We start from the raw sequence: 16,729 nt of genomic DNA, 5'->3' as shown, positions 1-16,729 counted from the left end.
GGGAGGTTCCGGTCACTCCTCCAGTGTCTCCTTGCGCAGGGCCGCGCGGGCCGGGACGGTCGCCGCCGTCACGCCGAGGACGACGATCGCGCCGGCGAACGAGCCGTACACCAGCGGGGGTATGTACGGCCCCTGCCCGGTCAGCCCCTTCATCATCGGCACCAGCGTGGCCAGCGCGATGGCCGTGCCGAGGGCGATGCCCGCGAGGGCGACCAGGAGGGCCTCCCAGCGGATCATGCGCAGCACCTGGCGGCGGGTGGAGCCGATGAGGCGGAGCGTGCCGAGTTCGCGGCGGCGGTCGAGGACGGTCATCACCAGGGTGTTGACGGCGGCGACGGCCGCGAAGCCGCCGAGGACGCCGGCCATCACGGAGTTGGCCCAGGCGTTGAGCTCGCGGTCCAGGGACTGGGCGGTGGTGTAGTCGCCGCGGTCGAGGACGGTGCCGAATGCCTTGAGCCCGGCCGCCGTTCCGCCCTTCGTCCACAGCTCGGTGTCGTAGGCGGAGGTGACGTGGGTGGCCAGGGCGGTGCGGTTCATCGTCACCTCGGACAGGCCCATGCCTCGTCCGTACGTCGCCACGACCACCGGCGCGGCCCTGGTGCCGTCGGGGAGGCGGAGGTGGAGGCGGTCGCCGACCTTGACGTGGGCGTTGTCGGCGAGCGACGCGTCCACGGCGATCTCGCCCTGCTTCAGGGAGAGCCGGCCGTGCCCGACGTCCAGGTCCTGTACGGCGGACAGGGCGCTCGCCGATCCCGTGACGCCCTGTGCGGAGACCGACTCCAGGCCGCCGGAGCCCGGGACGAGCACGCTGGTCTTCAACAGGCCGACGGCGGCGGTGACTTCGGGGGTGCGCTCGGCCCGTCGTACGGCGTCCGGGGTCAGGCCCGGGTCCGCGGTGACGATGTGGTCGGCGGTGATGCCGGCGTGCTGCTGGTCGGCGGTGACGTGGTCCGTGCTGGTCTGCATGAAGATCAGCACGGAGGAGAACGCCATGGCGAGCACGATCGGAGTGATCGCGGAGGCCAGACGGCGGGCGTTCGTACGGGAGTTGGCGGCCGCCAGCACGGCGGAGGCGCTCGCGCCGCGCAGCGGGAGCCCGAACAGGGCGGCGCAGGCGCGGGCGATGAAGGGGCCGAGCAGCGCCACGGAGAGCATGAAGAGGACGACGATGCCGAGCGCCGCGTTGGCCGCGTCGTCGCCGGTGAGGGAGGCGGAGAGGCCCGCGCAGACGAAACCGCCGGCCGCGGCGGCGATACCGAGCGGTGTGCGGATCCAGCCGGGGCGCAGCCGCTCCACGGACGCCTCGCTGATCGCCTGGCCCGGCTTGATGCGGGAGCTGCGGTGGGCGGCCATGTATCCGGAGAGGAGGGCGGTCAGGAGGACCGCGCCGATCGCGGAGACCAGCGGGATCCAGGAGACGGAGAGGTCGACGGGCTCCGGGACCGCGCCCTTGTCCTGGAGCTGTCCGAACCACCAGCGGGCCAGGGCGATTCCGGGCAGGCAGCCGAGGGCGGCGGCGAGGGGGGCGACCAGGAGGGTCTCGGTGGCGATCGTGCGGCGGATCTGGCGGGGGGTGGTGCCGATGGCGCGCAACAGGGCGAATTCGCGGGCGCGTTGGCCCACGGCGAGCGCGACGGTGCCGGCGGCGGTGAAGACGGCGACCATGGTGGCGACGCCGCCGAAGGAACCGCCGATACCGGTGAGCATCTCCTTGGCCTCGCCGAGGGCGGGGGCCTCCACGGCGCCACGGGCGTTCCCCGTGTGTACTTCGGCCTTGGTGCTGAGGGCGTGCTCGACCCGGGACGCGAGAGTGCCGGTGGCGACGCCGGGCTCGGGGAGTACGGCGATCGCGTCGATACGGCCGGGGTGGCCGGAGATCCGTACGGCCTCGTCGTCGGCGAACCAGGCTGTGGCGATGGGGGTCCCCCCGCGCGAGGTTGTTCGAGCGTGGGGGAGGGTGTTGGCTGTGCCGGAAACACGGTAGGTGTGCGAGCCCTGCGGGGTGGTGAGGGTGACGTGGGCGCCGACCGTGCCCTTGTTGTCGGCGAGAACGACCTCCCCGGGGTGCGGCGGGCGGCCGGCGGTGAGTTTCTCGGCGGTGAAGGCGGTGGAGGCCCAGTTGTGGGCGGTGAGGGTGCCCTGCGGGCCGCTTACGGGGAACGTGACGTCGGCGACTGCCGTACGGGCACCGGGGGTTGAGGCCGCCTTCGCGACCAGGGAGGCGTCGAGGCGGGCACGGTCGGGGACCGGCTCGCTGTCCGCGTCGTCGCCGTGGCCGTAGGGGGCGGTCTGCTCGGCGGCGGCCACTACCGGGGCGGCGGCGTAGCGGGCGGGCGGGACGGTGGCGCGCAAGCCCGTCTCCAGGAGGATGCCGCAGGCCGACACGACCATGGCGGCCATCGCGAAGGCGATGAAGGTGCCGACGAACGCGGACGGGCGAAAGCGGAGTGCTGCGCGGGCCAGGCCGTTGGGGGTGAGCATCAGGGCTTCCGGTTGGTGTCGGGTGCGGGTGGCTCCGGTGGAGGCTGAACACCGTCGGCGGGTGCGGCGGCAGCCGACCCGGTGATCGGCTGAACACCGTCCGCGGGCACGGCGGCAGCCGACCCGGTGATCGGCTGAACACCGTCCGCGGGTGCGGCGGCAGCCGACCCGGTGATCGGCTGAACACCGTCCGCGGGCGCGGCGGCAACCGACGCGGTGATCGGCTGAACACCGTCCGCGGGCGCGGCGGCAGCCGACGCGGTGATCGGCTGAGCGGCGTCGGCGGGGGCGGGAGTGGTCATCGGATTCACGCTGCCGTTTGCGCGTATGCGGGCGGACTCGTGAGGGTCGTCATTCGCGTCGCGATCTGGGCGGGGGTTCCTCGGTCCAGGTGGTCGACGATCTCGCCGTTCGCCAGGAACAGGACGCGGTCCGCCCAGGCCGCGGCCGACGGGTCGTGGGTGACCATGACGACCGTGGCGTCGTGGGCGTCCACGGCCTGGCGGAGAAGGGAGAGGATCTCGGCGGCCGTCGTCGTGTCCAGGGCGCCGGTGGGCTCGTCGGCGAAGACGACGTCCGGGTGGGTGACCAGGGCGCGGGCGATGGCGACGCGCTGCTGCTGGCCGCCGGAGAGCTGGCCGGGGCGGCGACGGGCCTTGTCGGACAGGCCCACCTGAGCGAGGACCTCGGCGGTGCGGCGGCGGTCGGGGCGGTGCCCGGCCAGGCGCGTCGGGAGGGCGACGTTCTGCTCGACCGTGAGGGACGGGAGCAGGTTGAAGGCCTGGAAGACGAAGCCGAGGCGGGTGCGGCGCAGCGCCGTGAGCTTGTTCTCCTTCATGCCGGTGATCTCCGTGCCGCCGAGGCCGACGGTGCCGGCGGTGGGGCGGTCCAGGCCGGCCGCGCACTGCAGGAACGTGGACTTGCCGGAGCCGGAGGGGCCCATCACGGCGGTGAAGCTGCGGCGGGAGAGGGTGAGGTCGATACCGCGCAGGGCGTGCACGGCGGTGCGGCCCCGGCCGTAGCGCCGGTGCACTCCGTGCAGTTCCACGGCCCAGTCGCCTGCCATGTGGGATGTCCTTCCGGTCCGTATGCGAGGAAGCACCGCTTCGGTGGAGCACCGTTTCGGTGATGTCTCGAACGTACGGATTCGGAGGGTTGACGGGCGATGAGGGCGGCTGGCGGATCGGGGTGGGGGTAAACCCCACCGTGCTGTGTCCGGGACTCAGTGCACCGGCGGCTGCTGAGCGGTCGCCGTCGGCCCTTCCCTGCAGATCAGCAGCAGCGCCCTGTCGTCGTTGACGTCCTTCGCGACCGCCTCGATGAGGTGCCAGGCGGCGCCGTGGAAGCCGCCGGCGACATAGCGGTCGGCCTCTCCGGTCAGGCGGTCGATGCCCTCCACGATGTCGCGGTCGGACGTTTCCACCAGACCGTCTGTGAACAGCATCAACACGTCGCCGGGACGGAGCGAGCCCTTCACGGGGTCGAACTGCGCACCGTCGTACACACCCAGGAGCGGGCCCTCGGCCGCCTTCTCCTCCCAGCGTCCGCTGCCCGCGCTGAGCTGGAGACCCGGCGGGTGGCCCGCGGAGTACAGCTCGTAGTCGCCGGAGTCCAGGTCCAGGACCAGGTGGATCGAGGTGGCGAAGCCCTCGTCCCAGTCCTGGCGGAGCAGATAGCCGTTGGCCGCCGGGAGGAACGCGTGCGGGGGCAGCGAGCCCAGCAGGCCGCCGAACGCCCCCGACAGCAGCAGCGCACGCGAACCCGCATCCATACCCTTGCCGGACACGTCCGTCAGGACGACTTCGAGCGTGCGGCCGCCGTTGGTGCGGGCCGCGACCACGAAGTCGCCCGAGAAGGACTGGCCGCCCGCCGGGCGCAGCGCCATCTCGCGGTGCCAACCCACCGGCAGCTGCGGGAGCTTGCTCTGCACCCGGATGCGTTCGCGCAGGTCGAAGAGCATCGTGCCGCCGCGCCGCCAGGGCACGCCGACCCGGCTGCGGAACTGGGCGATGAGCAGACCGAAGAAGCCACAGGCGGCGACCACCAGCACGACGCCCGGGGTGACACGTGAAGGGCCCTCCGTGTAGGGCCCCAGTTTCACCGACTCCACGATCAGTGCCGTGGCCGCGGCCGCGTACAGACCCAGCAGGCTCGCGGGGCGCAGGAGCAGGCCGCCCGCCACGATCGGCAGGACCAGGGCGGCCGGGGAGCACCACACCGAGTTGGCGAGCGTGACGGCCGCGATCAGCGGGACGGTGACGAGCAGACCGGCCAGCGCGACCCAGTCCGAACCGTCCCCGCGGAAGTAGTCGACAGCGCTTCTGCGCAGGCCGACGCGGGCCCGGTGCCACTGCATCTTCAACCGGGCCGTGAACGTCTCGGCTTCCGCGCGCCGCTCTCGTCCTGCTGCCATTAGTTCGGGACCCTATCCATCGGACCAGCTGCTTGGCACGGGAGGTCCCACTTGTCCCCCGTCCGAGGTTCAACTTCACAGTGAACTTCACAGAAAGCCGTTGCGGGTCCGCCAAGACGAAATTCCCTCGCTCGTCCCGCAATGCCCTGGTAGTCATGGTTCATGGGGACTGACTTGCGCGTGCTGCGCCAGGACGACTGGGACAAGTGGTACGACAACCTGATCCGCGCCTTCGGCGGGGTTCCGGAGTCGGCCGAGGAGCGGGCGCTGTGGCGCGAGCTCACCGAGACGGACCGTTCCCTCGGCGTCTGGGACGGTGACGCGTGCGTGGGGACGGCGGGAGCGTTCAGCTTCCGGCTGACGGTGCCCGGCGGGGCCGCGGTGCCCGCCGCGGGTGTGACCATGGTCTCCGTGGCCGCCACGCACCGGCGGCGCGGGGTGCTGACGTCCATGATGCGGCGCCAGTTGGACGACGTACGGTCCTGGGGCGAGCCGCTGGCCGTGCTGACGGCCTCCGAACCCGTGATCTACGGGCGCTTCGGGTACGGCATCGGGACGTACCACGTCAACGCCGAGATCGACACGACCCGCGTCCGGCTGTCCGTGCCGCCCGGCACCGATGACGTACGGCTGCGATACGCCTCGCCCGCCGGGGCGCTCGGCGCGTGCGAGGCGGTGTACGCGCGGCTGGTCGCACGGCGGCCGGGCATGGTGGCGCGAATTCCGGGCTGGGAGAAGCTGTGGGTGCTCGACCCGGAGAGCGAGCGGGACGGTGCGTCGCCGCTGCAGTGCGTGCTGGCGGAGCGGGACGGCGAGGTCGTGGGGTACGCCCGGTTCCGGATCAAGGGTGACTGGGAGGCCGCGGGGCCCAAGGGCACGGTGCTGGCGCAGGACGTGGACGCGCTGGACCCGGCGGCGCACGCGGCGCTGTGGCGGTTCCTGTTCGACATCGACCTGACGTCGAGGATCGACGCGCGGCGGCGGCCGCTGGACGAACCGTGGCAGTACCTGGTCTCCGACGTCCGGCGCTGCTCACTGCTGGTCCGGGACTCGCTGCACGTACGACTGGTGGACGTCGGGGCGGCTCTTGAGGCACGCACCTACCAGGCGCCGGTGGATGTGGTGTTGGAGGTCGAGGACGCGTTCTGCCCCTGGAACAGCGGGCGTTGGCGGCTGACCGGCGACCCGAAGGGTGCGTCCTGCGCGCGTACGGAGGACTCCGCCGATCTCGCCCTGTCCGTACGGGAGTTGGGGGCGGCGTATCTGGGCGGTGTCACGCTGGCGTCGCTGGCCGGGGCCGGGCTGGTGCGGGAGCTGCGGCAAGGTGCGCTGGCGGAGGCGTCGCTCGCCTTCGGCTCACCGGTCGTGCCCTGGCTGCCGCACGGGTTCTAGGCCGACGGCGTCAGGGTCTTTGATTCCGGGTCGGTGTCGGGGTCTTTGATTCCGGGCCGGGGTCAGTGCCTCTGGCAGGCCGGGCACCAGAACAGGTTGCGGGCGGCGAGGTCGGCGGTGCGGATCTCGCCGCCACAGATGTGGCAGGGCTGGGTGGCCCGCCGGTAGACGTACACCTCGCCGCCGTGGTCGTCGACGCGCGGCGGGCGGCCCATCGCCTCCGGGGTGTGTTCCGGGCGGACGGTGTCGATCCGGTTGTTGCGGACGCCCTCGCGCATCAGCTCGACCAGGTCGGCCCAGACGGCGTCCCACTCGGCCGGGGTGATGTCCCTGCCCGCGCGGTAGGGATCGATGCCGTGCCGGAAGAGGACCTCGGCGCGGTAGACGTTGCCGACGCCGGCGATCACCTTCTGGTCCATGAGGAGCGCGGCGATCGTCGTACGGCTGCGGGAGATCCTGCGGTACGCCGACTGCGGGTCGGCGTCCGTGCGCAGGGGGTCGGGGCCGAGGCGGTCGTGTATCGCCTGCTTCTCGGCGTCCGTGATCAGGGCGCAGGTCGTCGGGCCGCGGAGGTCGACGTACGACGTGTCGTTCGCGAGGCGGAGGCGGACCGTGTCGGTGGGCGGTGGGGCGGGTGCGTCACCGAAGTCGACCTTGCCGAAGAGGCCGAGGTGGATGTGGACCCAGTCGGTGTCCCGGAAGCCCAGGAAGAGGTGTTTGCCGTGGGCTTCGGTGCGGGTGAGTTCGGCGCCGTTCAGGAGTTCCGCGGCGTCGGAGAACTTGCCCTGGGGGCTGGTCACCCGCGGTGCCGTGCCGGAGAAGCGGTCGGCGTAGTCCGACGCCAGCCGGTGGATCGTGTGCCCCTCTGGCACGGTGCCTGTTCCTTTCCAGCCCCCCGCGGGGCGGTCAGTCCTGCTGCGGGTGGTGGGCCGGGATCGGGGGGAGGTCGCCCGTCGTCTCGTAGTCCGCGAGCATGTCGATGCGGCGGATGTGGCGCTCGTCGCCGGAGAACGGGGTGCCCAGGAAGATCTCGACGAACTTCGTCGCCTCCTCTTCCGTGTGCATGCGTCCGCCCACCGCCACGACGTTGGCGTTGTTGTGCTGGCGGCCCAGCGCCGCGGTCTCCTCGCTCCACGCGAGAGCGGCCCGGACGCCCTTCACCTTGTTCGCCGCGATCTGCTCGCCGTTGCCGGAGCCGCCGATCACGACGCCGAGGGCCTCGGGGTCCGCGGCCGTCCGCTCGGCGGCGCGGAGGCAGAAGGGCGGGTAGTCGTCCTGGGCGTCGTAGATGTGCGGGCCGCAGTCGACGGGGTCGTGGCCGGCCGCCCTGAGCCACTCGACGAGGTGGTTCTTGAGTTCGAAGCCGGCATGGTCGGAGCCGAGATACACGCGCATGGCTCCGAGTGTGACATGGCTGTTTCCGGGCAGCAGCCCGGGGTGTCGACCAGGAAAAATATGAACCCGACCATTGAACCTCAAGAAAACCTCAAGTAACGATCTGGATTCAAAGGTTCACGAATTCCTTTACCTCCGTTTCACTGGACCGACCCGTACACCGCTCGTACGGGAACCGCTCACCCGGCGTAAAGGAATTCCCCCCATGACTGGTCTCCAGGCCGGACTCAAGAACCGGCATCTGTCGATGATCGCCATCGGCGGCGTCATCGGCGCCGGCCTCTTCGTCGGATCCAGCTCCGGTATCGCCACCGCGGGCCCCGGCATCCTCCTGTCGTACGCCCTCGTCGGCACGCTCGTCGTTCTCGTGATGCGCATGCTCGGTGAGATGTCCGCGGCCAATCCGACCTCCGGATCGTTCTCGGCGCACGCCGACCGGGCGCTCGGCCGCTGGGCCGGGTTCTCCATCGGCTGGCTCTACTGGTTCTTCTGGGTCGTGGTGCTCGCGGTGGAGGCCACCGCCGGTGCCAAGATCCTGGAGGGCTGGATGCCGGCCGTCCCGCAGTGGGGCTGGGCCCTCATCGTGATGGTGGTGCTGACCGCCACCAACCTCGTCTCCGTCGGTTCCTACGGCGAGTTCGAGTTCTGGTTCGCCGGGATCAAGGTCGTCGCGATCGGCGCGTTCATCGTCGTCGGCGGGCTCGCGGTCTTCGGTGTGCTGCCGGGCGTCGACAGCGACAAGGCGGGCCTCGGCAACCTCACCGAACACGGCGGCTTCCTGCCGCACGGACCCGGCGCCATCCTCACCGGTGTCCTGCTCGTCGTCTTCTCCTTCATGGGCAGCGAGATCGCCACCCTGGCCGCCGGTGAGTCCGAGGACCCGCAGCGGGCGGTCACCAAGTCCACGAACAGCATCATCTGGCGTATCGCGGTCTTCTACCTGGGCTCGATCCTCGTGGTCGTGTCCCTGATCCCGTGGAACGACCCGTCGATCAAGGCGCAGGGCTCGTACGTCGCCGCCCTCGACTCGCTCGGTATCGCGCACGCCGGTCAGATCATGAACTTCATCGTGCTGACCTCGGTGCTGTCCTGCCTCAACTCCGGCCTCTACACGGCCTCCCGGATGGCCTTCTCGCTCGGTGAGCGGGGCGATGCGCCGAAGGCGTTCGCGAAGACCACCTCGCGCGGTGTGCCGCTGGCCGCGATCGTCGCGTCCGTGGTGTTCGGCTTCGTGGCCGTCTTCTTCAACTACAAGTTCCCGGACTCGGTCTTCCTCTTCCTGGTCAACTCCAGTGGTGCGGTGGCCCTGTTCGTCTGGCTGGTCATCTGCTTCTCGCAGCTGCGCATGCGGAAGATCATCCAGCGGGAGTCGCCGGAGAAGCTGGTCGTGCGGATGTGGCTGTACCCGTACCTGACCTGGGCGACGGCCGCGCTGATCGTGTTCGTGCTGGGCTACATGCTCACGGACACGGAGCACGACGGGCGCGAGACCGTACTGCTGTCGCTGCTCGTCGCCGCGGTCGTGCTCGTCATCGCCGTCGTCAAGGAGAAGGTGCGCGGGGGCCGGGCGGCCGTCGGCGCCGCGTCGTCCGAGACGGCGCAGGACAAGGTCAAGACCGGCTGACATCGACGGCTGACGTCAACGGCGTCGTGCATGTCTGCAGGGGCCCGCGGTGACCGACCACCGCGGGCCCCTCTCGTGCGCTCACAGCACGATGAAGCCGTCCTTGACCTTGTCGTAGGTCTTGAGGGCCTGGGTTTCGATCTCCGGCTGGTACCAGGTGTTGATCTGGTACGACTTCCCCTCCTGGTTGAAGCCCAGCAGCCGGGCGTGCCAGGGGACGCCCTTCAGCGTGAAGGTGTACTCCCAGACCACCGCGGGGTTGCCGCGGAACGTCGTCTTCTCCAGGCGGATCTTCCGGTAGTCCTGGCCCTGGTGGGCGTTCTCCTCCGACTTCTCCCAGGTCTCCATCAGGTCGCCGCGGGCGATGGACGACTTGGCCACGAGCTCCTGTGAGCCGTCGGGAGAGGTGTAGTGCACCTCCGCCCCCGTCTTCAGGTCCCGCCGCCAGTCCTTCGGAGTCGCCCACGCGAACCCGCCGGCCTCCCGGTGCGTGCCCGGCGGCAGGCTGGGCGGCCTGGACGTGCCTTCCACCGTGGGCGACGGGCTGTCGCCGGGCGTGGTGGCGGACGTCGGTGACGTCGAGGAGCCCGCGCGGTTGTCGCCGGGCGACCCGGAGTTCGCCAGGAGCACCACGACGACGACGGTCCCGGCGGCGACCACACCCGCGGCGGCCACGAGTACGGCACGGCGACGGTTGCGGCGGGTGCCCACCGGGACGGCGGGACCGCGGAGTTCGCTCTCGGCGGTGCGGAGCGGGTGGGGGCCCAGGGCGGGGCGGGTGGCTTGCTCGGAGGTGGGTGGCGGGCCCTGGCGGGGGCCGGGCAGGGCGCCTTGGTGAGGGTCGGGCTGTGGGCGCTGCCCGATGCTGGGCTGTGGTCGCTGTCCGACGCCTGGCTGTGCGCCCTGCTCGGGGCCCGAGTGCACGCCCTGCTCCGGGCCCGGGTGCACGCTCTGTCCCGGGCCTGATTGCACGGCTGCCGCAGAGCCGGTGCCGATCGCCTGCGCGGAGCGCTGCTCGGTGACCCCGTGGGCGCGGATGAGGGAGACGCCGGATCGTCGGGAGGCGGGGGGCCCGGGATGGGCGGCGGCGGGTGCGGAGCCGGCGGACGGGGTCTCGGAGCGGAACTCCGAGCGCAGTTCGGAGGGGACCTCGGTGGAGGCGTTGTGCGAATCGGGGTGCGCGGAGGGCTCGTGGGACCCCGCGTAGGCGGCGGACTCACCGGATTCCGCGTACGCGGAGGGTTCGTGCGGTTCGGCGGGTGCCTGCGGGGCTTCCGAGGACGGGGGTGCCGTTGCAGCGGAGGCGGCGGGGACTTGATGTGCCGCCGTGCGGCCGTCGGAGGCCATGCGGGTGCTGCGGTCTCGGCGGAAGTCGTGGGTGTCCGGCAGTTCCTGCGGTATCGCGTCCTGGATGGAGTCGAGCTCGGATTCGGTCTCGGGTTCCGGTTGCCTGGGGTCGCGTGCGGCGCGTACGAGACGGGCGTCCAGGTAGGCCGGAGTGGGTGACTCGTCCGGGGCCCAAGGGATGGGAGGGGCCGGCTCCGACTGGCCCGGGGCGTCCGGGAGTTCGGGGGCGTCGGTCCCGGCGGACGGTCCGGGTTCCGGCTCGGCGGCAGGCTCGGACTCCGGGCGCGCGGCCTGCCCGTGCTCGTGGTGACCCGCGGGTTCGTGAGCTGCCGCGGGCTCGGGTTCCGGCGCCGGCTCGGGGTTCGCCACGGGCGCGAATCCGCCCCCGACGGTCGGCTCGGCTTCGGAGCTCGCGGTGCCCGGGGCCGTGGGCACACCCGTCGGGCCGCGCGCCTCGGCTGCCTCCGGCGGGCCGGTCCCGGGTGCACCCGGAGGCTCCGACGACCCATCCACAGCCATGAGTTGGTCGGGTCCTGCCCCGACCCCACGCGCCTCGCCCGCCGCACCCTCACCACCCTCTCCCCCACCCACGGGAAGAGTCGGCTTGGTCGCCGGGAACGCGATCGGTCGTAGGGCCTCCTCCAGGTCCTCAAGGCCGGGGCGGACCGAGGGTTCCTTCTCGAGGAGGGCGGCCAGGACGTCCCGCAGAGGGCCGGCCGCGGCGGGGAGTTCGGGCTCCTCGTACAGAACGGCGTGCAGGGTGGCCAGGGTCGTGTCGCGGGAGAAGGGGGAGCGGCCGCCCAGGGCGGCGCAGAGCGTCGCGCCCAGTGACCACACGTCGGACGGCGGGCCCTGCTTGCGGCCGGAGATGCGTTCGGGAGCCATGTAGTCGGGGGAGCCGACGAGCATGCCGACCATGGTGAGCGCCTTGGCGTCCTGGATCGCGGCGATGCCGAAGTCCGTGAGCACGATGCGCTCGCCGACTCCCTCCACCAGGACGTTCCCGGGCTTGATGTCCCGGTGCAGGACGCCGCGTGCGTGCACCTGCCGCAGGGCCGCGACCAGACCGAGCCCGATCCGTGCCGTCTTGCCCGGCCGCAGCGGCCCCTCCTCCACCATCATCCGTTCCAGGGAGCGGCCGACGACCAACTCCATGACGATCCACAGGCGTTCGCCCTCGTCCACGACGTCGTAGACCCGCACGACATTGGGATGGTCGATCCGGGCGGTGGCCCTGGCCTCGCGCAACGTACGTTCGCGGCGGGTGCGCGTGTCCTCCGCGTCGAGGCCGTCTATGCGCATCTCCTTGACGGCGACCGGGCGATCGAGCATTTCGTCGGCGGCTCGCCACACCCGCCCCATTCCTCCCTGGCCAATACTCTCGACCAACCGATAGCGCCCCGTCACCAGCACCCCTGGAACTCCGCCGCTCCTCGTATTCCCCTGCAATCCGCTGCACCCCCTCAACTACCTCAACTACGCCCCGACTGAAACACAATGGTCACACTTCATGCCGCACCAGCATAGTGCGGAGAAATCTTGTGGTAGCTCTTCAAGTGTTGCGAATTCAGGCGCAGCCAAGGGGGATGTGAACATGAGTTCTCGTCGCACGACGACCATCGCAGGATCGCTGGTCGCGGCATCTTTTTCGGCGGTGATGATCCTTTCCTTCACTGCCAGCGCGGACGACCAGGGGCCCGGCAGCAGCAAGGGGGGAAAGGCCGTCGACGAGGCACCGGCAGGTGTAAAGCTGACCACGCTCCTGCCGTCGAAGATCTCGGTCGACAACAGCTCGCAAAAGACGGCGATTACCGCCACGGTCAAGAACGAGGGGACCAAGGACAGCGGAAAGATCCAGCTTTTGGTCGTCGGTTTCGACGGCCTCGCAGTCAAGAGCGTTCAAGGCTGCTCCCAGATTGACGAAAAGAATCTTCCGGAGGGCTCGAACAGCGCGTTCTCCTGCCCGATCGACAATCTGGCGGCCGGCAAATCGAAGTCGTATGCCGTCGACGCCACATACGACGTGAGCAAGACCGGCAAGATCTGTCTGCCCGTGCAGTCCGGTGACGGGAAGAAGACGTACTGGCAGCAGGGACCGGTTCCCTTCGGTTCGACGAACCCGTCACCGAACGCCCCGGCCACCCCGCTGCTCCTCGGCACCGACAACAAGCCGGTGGCGCCGGGCGGCGAGGAGCTGCCGAAGACCGGCGTCGGGCGGGACGTCCTGCCGCTGGGTGCGGCGGGCGCGACCCTGATCGCGGCCGGTGCGGCGGGGCTGTGGTGGTCGACTCGGCGGCCGACCCCGCGGGGGCTGCGCGGCTGACGGGCGGCACAACGCAACAGCGGTCCATGGCCGGGGTGCACCAGCGCCCCGGCCTTCGTCCGGCGGAAAAGCTGACGGCATGTGTCAGGTTACGCGGGCACGATGCGCGCCATGAAGAACGCCGACCGCACCGCAGACCCGCTCGTCCTCCGCCCCGGCGATTTTGGCTACGACGAGGAACTCTCCGGTTTCCAGACCGGGTTCGCCCGGCGCCCGGCCGTGGTCTTCGCCGCCTCCTCGGCCGATGACGTGATCGTCGCCGTGCGGTACGCGGCCGCCGAGAACCTGCCGATCGGCGTCCAGGCCACCGGCCACGGCCTGCCGGGCGCGTTGGAGGGCGGCGTCCTCGTCACGACGAAGCGCATGGACAAGGTGACCATCGACCCCGGGGCCCGCACCGTCCGCGTGGAGGCGGGCGTCCGCTGGGGTCAGGTCGTGGCGGCCGCCGAGCCGTACGGCCTGGCTCCGCTCAACGGCTCCGCCCCGAGCGTCGGCGCCGTCTCCTACACGCTCGGCGGCGGACTGGGCATCCTCGCCAGGGAGTTCGGGTACGCCGCCGACCACGTGCGCTCCCTGGAGATCGTCACCGCCGACGGTCAACTCCGTTATGTGACAAGGGAGTCCGACCCCGATCTGTACTGGGCCCTCCTCGGCGGCGGCCACAACTTCGGCGTCGTCACCGCGCTCGAGATCGACCTCGTACCCGTGAAGACGCTCTACGGCGGTTCGCTCGCGTTCGACGGACGCGAAGTCGACCCGGCGGCGCTGCTGCGGGCGTACGAGGAGTGGACGCGGACCGTGCCCGACACGCTGACCTCGTCCTTCGCCGCCGTGCCGTACCCGGACATCCCGGCGTTGCCGCCGCATCTCCGTGGCCGGTACGTCGTCTCCGTGCGCGTCGCGTACACCGGCGCCGGCGGCGAGGAACTCGTGGCCCCACTGCGGGAGTTGGGGCCCCTGCTCGCCGACTCCCTGCGGGCGATGCCGTACGCCGAGAGTTGCACGATCCACAGCGACCCGGACTTCCCGCACGCGTACTACGGGGACAGTGCGGTCCTGAGCGAGCTGGACGTGGCGGCCGCCGGTGAACTGCTCGCGCGGGTCGGCCCGGACGCGGGCGGGCCGATGTGCGTCGTGCAGATCAACCACCTGAGCGGGGCGCTCGCGCAGCCCGCGCCGAACTCGGTGCCGTATCGCGAAGGGCGTTTCCTGGTGCGGCTGTTGACGGTGGGCGACCGGGACGCGGCACGGGCCGTACTGGATCCGGCGTTCGCGCTGCTCGCGGACACGACCATCGGCCGTGCGCTCAACTTCGCCTTCGGGGCCGGGGACCGGACCGAGGGGTTGTACGACGCCGAAACGCTGAAGAGGCTCGCCGGGCTGAAGTCGCAGTACGACCCGGCGAACCTCTTCCGCACCCACTACAACGTCGGCGCCTGACGTCGGTTCGGCGTCAGCGCTTGTCGACGAGCTTCCAGGCGGTGGGCATGACGCCCATCGCCAGGGCGGCCTTGAGGGCGTCGCCGATGAGGAACGGGGTGAGGCCGGCCGCGATGGCCGCGGACGCGGACATGTCGGCGGCGTAGGCCAGGTAGGGGACGCCGATGGCGTAGATGATCGCCTCGCCCAGCAGCATCGTGGCCGCCATGCGCGGCACGGAGCGGTCGGCGCCGCGGCGGGCCAGGGCACCCACGACGGTGGACGCGAGCATCATGCCGAGGATGTAGCCGAAGGAGACGGAGACACCGGAGGCGCCGCCCGCGAACCACGGCACACCGGCGAGCCCGGCCAGCGCGTACAGGAAGAGCGCGGTCAGGCCGCGGCTCGCGCCGAGCGTCGTGCCGACCAGCAGCGCGGCGAAGGTCTGGCCGGTCACCGGCACCGGGGAGCCCGGGACGGGGACGGCGATCTGGGCCGCGAGACCGGTGAACGCGGCGCCGCCGAGCACGAGCGCGACGTCGCGGACGCGGGTCGCGGGCAGGAGGTCGGCGAGGACCTGCCCGGTGCGGGCGGGGGCGGCGGTGACGGTACTCATGGGGGCTCCGCGGGTGTGGACAGTCGGATACGGAGTGACGCTAACCCAGGGCACTCGAGGCGATCACCGTCAGCGCTCGACAAAGGGAGGATCCGCAGCTTGGTGGGTTCTTGACAAAAGGTGTCCGCTACACCTGACAGGGCGTGATACCGGTCACTGAGGCCGGGACGTTTCACTCACGTGTCGAGTGTGAACTCCGACTGTCGGTTCCCACCAAACAGCGCCCGGTGCCCTGGCCGGATCCGGCGGACAGCCCATACGCTGCGAGGCATGGCCGCCCAGTCACGGAACTTCTCGTCGCGTCGTCATATCGACCTGCGACGCGTGAGCACGGCCGCCTGTCGCCGACGGTAGCGGGGCGGCCGGAGCGGATCCGGTGCGCCTCCCCACATGAGACGGCGCAGTGTCGGACCCGTTCCCGAGGATGATCGCCATGGCTCGTACCGCGGCACCCCCTGTCCACTCCCCCTCCTCCCTCGCCCCTTCTTCCCCCGCCCCTTCTTCCCGGCGCAGGACCAGCGCGAGCGTCGTGCTGCGGTCCGTGCTGGAGCACGGTCCCGTGGCCCGCAGCACCATCGCCCGGCTGACCGGTCTGTCGCCGGCGTCGGTGACGGACTACTGCGCCCGGTTCGCCGAACTGGGCCTGATCCGCGAGTCGTCGGCGCCCCGGCGGTCGAACGGGGTGGGCCGTCCGCATGTCCCCGTCGACCTGGACGACTCACGGTTCGTGGTCGGCGGAGTGCATGTGGCGGTGCCCTACACCACGGTCGCGCTGCTCGATCTGCGCGGCCGGATGGCGGCCCGGCGCGAGCTGAAGCACCAGGGCACCGATCCCGGTGCGGTGCTGGCGCGGGCCGCCGACGGGCTGCGGGCGCTGCTGGCCGACGCTCCCCGTTGCAGACCGCTCGGGATCGGCGTGGCCGTCGGCGGCTGGGTCGACCGGGAGTCCGGGACCGTCGTCGAACACCCGCTGCTGGGCTGGCGGGACGTGGCGGTGCGGGACGTGCTGAGCGAGCACACCGGGCTGCCGGTCCATGTGGACGGGCACGCACGGGCGTTGGTCAACGCCGAGCGGCTGTTCGGGCGGGCGCGGGGCAGCGCGAGCGTGCTGCACCTGTTCGTCGGCAACGTCGTCGACGCGGCGTTCGCCACCCACGACGAGGTGCACCACGGGCCCCGCTCGCAGGCGGGCGCCATCGCCCATCTGCCGGTGCCGGGCAGCACGGAGCCCTGCGACTGCGGGCGTATCGGCTGCCTCCAGGCCGAGTTGAGCGAGCGGACGCTGTGCCGGCGGGCGCGGGAGGCGGGCGTCGTGGACTCCGTGAACCCCATGCATGTGGTCGCGGCGGCTGCCGCCGGTGACCGGGAGGCCGTACGGCTGCTGGTGGAGCGGGCGCGCGGCATCGGGCGGGCGGCGCGGCTGCTGCTCGACGTGCTCAATCCGGAGACGGTGGTCGTGACCGAGGTCGGGATCGTTCACCGGGAGGACTGTCTCGGCGCGCTGCGCGAGGGGGTCGGCGACGAACGTGCGGCCGCCGTCGTGCCGACGAGTTTCCCGGATTCCGTACTCGCCGTGGCCGGCGGTTCGGTGGCGCTCGACGTGCTCTACCGGGATCCGCTGGCCGCTTCACCAGAGGCTATTTAATTCAGAAACTCCGAATATTGACAGGAGTTGCGCGTGACCAGGAACATTGTGCTCATGAGCCCGTTCGTGAGCTG

Annotated in this window: 14 protein-coding genes; 6 read left to right on the top strand and 8 right to left on the bottom strand. The window is 71.3% G+C overall.

Going from position 1 to position 16,729, the window contains the following annotated elements:
- Nucleotides 1–12: 12 nt before the first annotated feature.
- The 4 genes from OG303_RS32065 to OG303_RS32050 all read right to left on the bottom strand — a co-directional run bounded on the left by OG303_RS32065 (nucleotide 13) and on the right by OG303_RS32050 (nucleotide 4,894).
- Nucleotides 13–2,481: an FtsX-like permease family protein gene (locus tag OG303_RS32065; protein ID WP_405872760.1), complete on the bottom strand. Its 2,469-nt coding sequence runs from the start codon at nucleotides 2,479–2,481 to the stop codon at nucleotides 13–15.
- Nucleotides 2,481–2,783: a hypothetical protein gene (locus OG303_RS32060; protein ID WP_405872759.1), complete on the bottom strand. Its 303-nt coding sequence runs from the start codon at nucleotides 2,781–2,783 to the stop codon at nucleotides 2,481–2,483. The genes OG303_RS32065 and OG303_RS32060 overlap by 1 nt, the downstream gene beginning before the upstream one ends.
- Before the next feature lie 5 nt (nucleotides 2,784–2,788).
- On the bottom strand, nucleotides 2,789–3,547 hold the full coding sequence (locus tag OG303_RS32055) for an ABC transporter ATP-binding protein (protein WP_405872757.1): 759 nt from the start codon (nucleotides 3,545–3,547) through the stop codon (nucleotides 2,789–2,791).
- A gap of 156 nt (nucleotides 3,548–3,703) precedes the next feature.
- The gene (locus OG303_RS32050; RefSeq protein ID WP_405872755.1) at nucleotides 3,704–4,894 is read right to left on the bottom strand and encodes a PP2C family protein-serine/threonine phosphatase; all 1,191 of its coding nucleotides are present in this window, start codon (nucleotides 4,892–4,894) and stop codon (nucleotides 3,704–3,706) included.
- A 162-nt stretch (nucleotides 4,895–5,056) separates the two neighbouring features.
- Here OG303_RS32050 and OG303_RS32045 point away from each other — a divergent pair, with 162 nt between their 5' ends.
- Nucleotides 5,057–6,286, top strand: coding sequence for a GNAT family N-acetyltransferase (locus OG303_RS32045; protein ID WP_405872754.1), 1,230 nt, complete (start codon nucleotides 5,057–5,059; stop codon nucleotides 6,284–6,286).
- 62 nt (nucleotides 6,287–6,348) lie between these two features.
- Here OG303_RS32045 and OG303_RS32040 read toward each other — a convergent pair whose 3' ends face one another.
- On the bottom strand, nucleotides 6,349–7,158 hold the full coding sequence (locus OG303_RS32040) for an Fpg/Nei family DNA glycosylase (protein WP_405872753.1): 810 nt from the start codon (nucleotides 7,156–7,158) through the stop codon (nucleotides 6,349–6,351).
- 34 nt (nucleotides 7,159–7,192) lie between these two features.
- Nucleotides 7,193–7,681, bottom strand: a complete 489-nt coding sequence (locus tag OG303_RS32035) for a ribose-5-phosphate isomerase (RefSeq protein WP_405872752.1) — start codon at nucleotides 7,679–7,681, stop codon at nucleotides 7,193–7,195.
- Between the two features lie 205 nt (nucleotides 7,682–7,886).
- Between OG303_RS32035 and OG303_RS32030 the strand changes: the two genes are divergently transcribed.
- A complete protein-coding gene (locus tag OG303_RS32030) occupies nucleotides 7,887–9,305 on the top strand; it encodes an amino acid permease (protein WP_405872751.1) in 1,419 nt (472 codons plus the stop codon).
- Nucleotides 9,306–9,386: 81 nt separating this feature from the next.
- On the opposite strand, the gene OG303_RS32025 is transcribed toward OG303_RS32030, so the two are convergent.
- Nucleotides 9,387–12,014 carry a protein kinase domain-containing protein gene (locus OG303_RS32025; RefSeq protein WP_405872749.1) on the bottom strand — a complete coding sequence of 876 codons (2,628 nt, stop codon included), beginning with the start codon at nucleotides 12,012–12,014 and terminating at the stop codon, nucleotides 9,387–9,389.
- Between the two features lie 232 nt (nucleotides 12,015–12,246).
- Here OG303_RS32025 and OG303_RS32020 point away from each other — a divergent pair, with 232 nt between their 5' ends.
- Together OG303_RS32020 and OG303_RS32015 are read left to right on the top strand one after the other, a co-directional pair.
- Complete coding sequence (locus OG303_RS32020) at nucleotides 12,247–12,975, top strand: LPXTG cell wall anchor domain-containing protein (RefSeq protein ID WP_405877592.1); 729 nt, start codon at nucleotides 12,247–12,249, stop codon at nucleotides 12,973–12,975.
- Nucleotides 12,976–13,086: 111 nt separating this feature from the next.
- Nucleotides 13,087–14,415 carry an FAD-binding oxidoreductase gene (locus OG303_RS32015; RefSeq protein ID WP_405872748.1) on the top strand — a complete coding sequence of 443 codons (1,329 nt, stop codon included), beginning with the start codon at nucleotides 13,087–13,089 and terminating at the stop codon, nucleotides 14,413–14,415.
- Nucleotides 14,416–14,428: 13 nt separating this feature from the next.
- On the opposite strand, the gene OG303_RS32010 is transcribed toward OG303_RS32015, so the two are convergent.
- Nucleotides 14,429–15,010, bottom strand: coding sequence for a biotin transporter BioY (locus tag OG303_RS32010; protein WP_405872746.1), 582 nt, complete (start codon nucleotides 15,008–15,010; stop codon nucleotides 14,429–14,431).
- A 270-nt stretch (nucleotides 15,011–15,280) separates the two neighbouring features.
- On the opposite strand from OG303_RS32010, the gene OG303_RS32005 reads away from it, so the two are divergent.
- Both OG303_RS32005 and OG303_RS32000 read left to right on the top strand, forming a co-directional pair.
- Nucleotides 15,281–15,364, top strand: a complete 84-nt coding sequence (locus tag OG303_RS32005) for a putative leader peptide (protein ID WP_405877590.1) — start codon at nucleotides 15,281–15,283, stop codon at nucleotides 15,362–15,364.
- A 79-nt stretch (nucleotides 15,365–15,443) separates the two neighbouring features.
- Entirely contained in the window at nucleotides 15,444–16,655 is a 1,212-nt protein-coding gene (locus tag OG303_RS32000) for an ROK family protein (protein WP_405872744.1), read from the top strand.
- The last annotated feature ends 74 nt before the right edge of the window (nucleotides 16,656–16,729 follow it).

Origin of the sequence: Streptomyces sp. NBC_00005 (genome assembly GCF_045160215.1) — a bacterium.
GTDB lineage: Bacteria > Actinomycetota > Actinomycetes > Streptomycetales > Streptomycetaceae > Streptomyces.
Note: the sequence above shows the minus strand (reverse complement) of the source record. Positions and strands in the feature narration are given on the sequence as shown.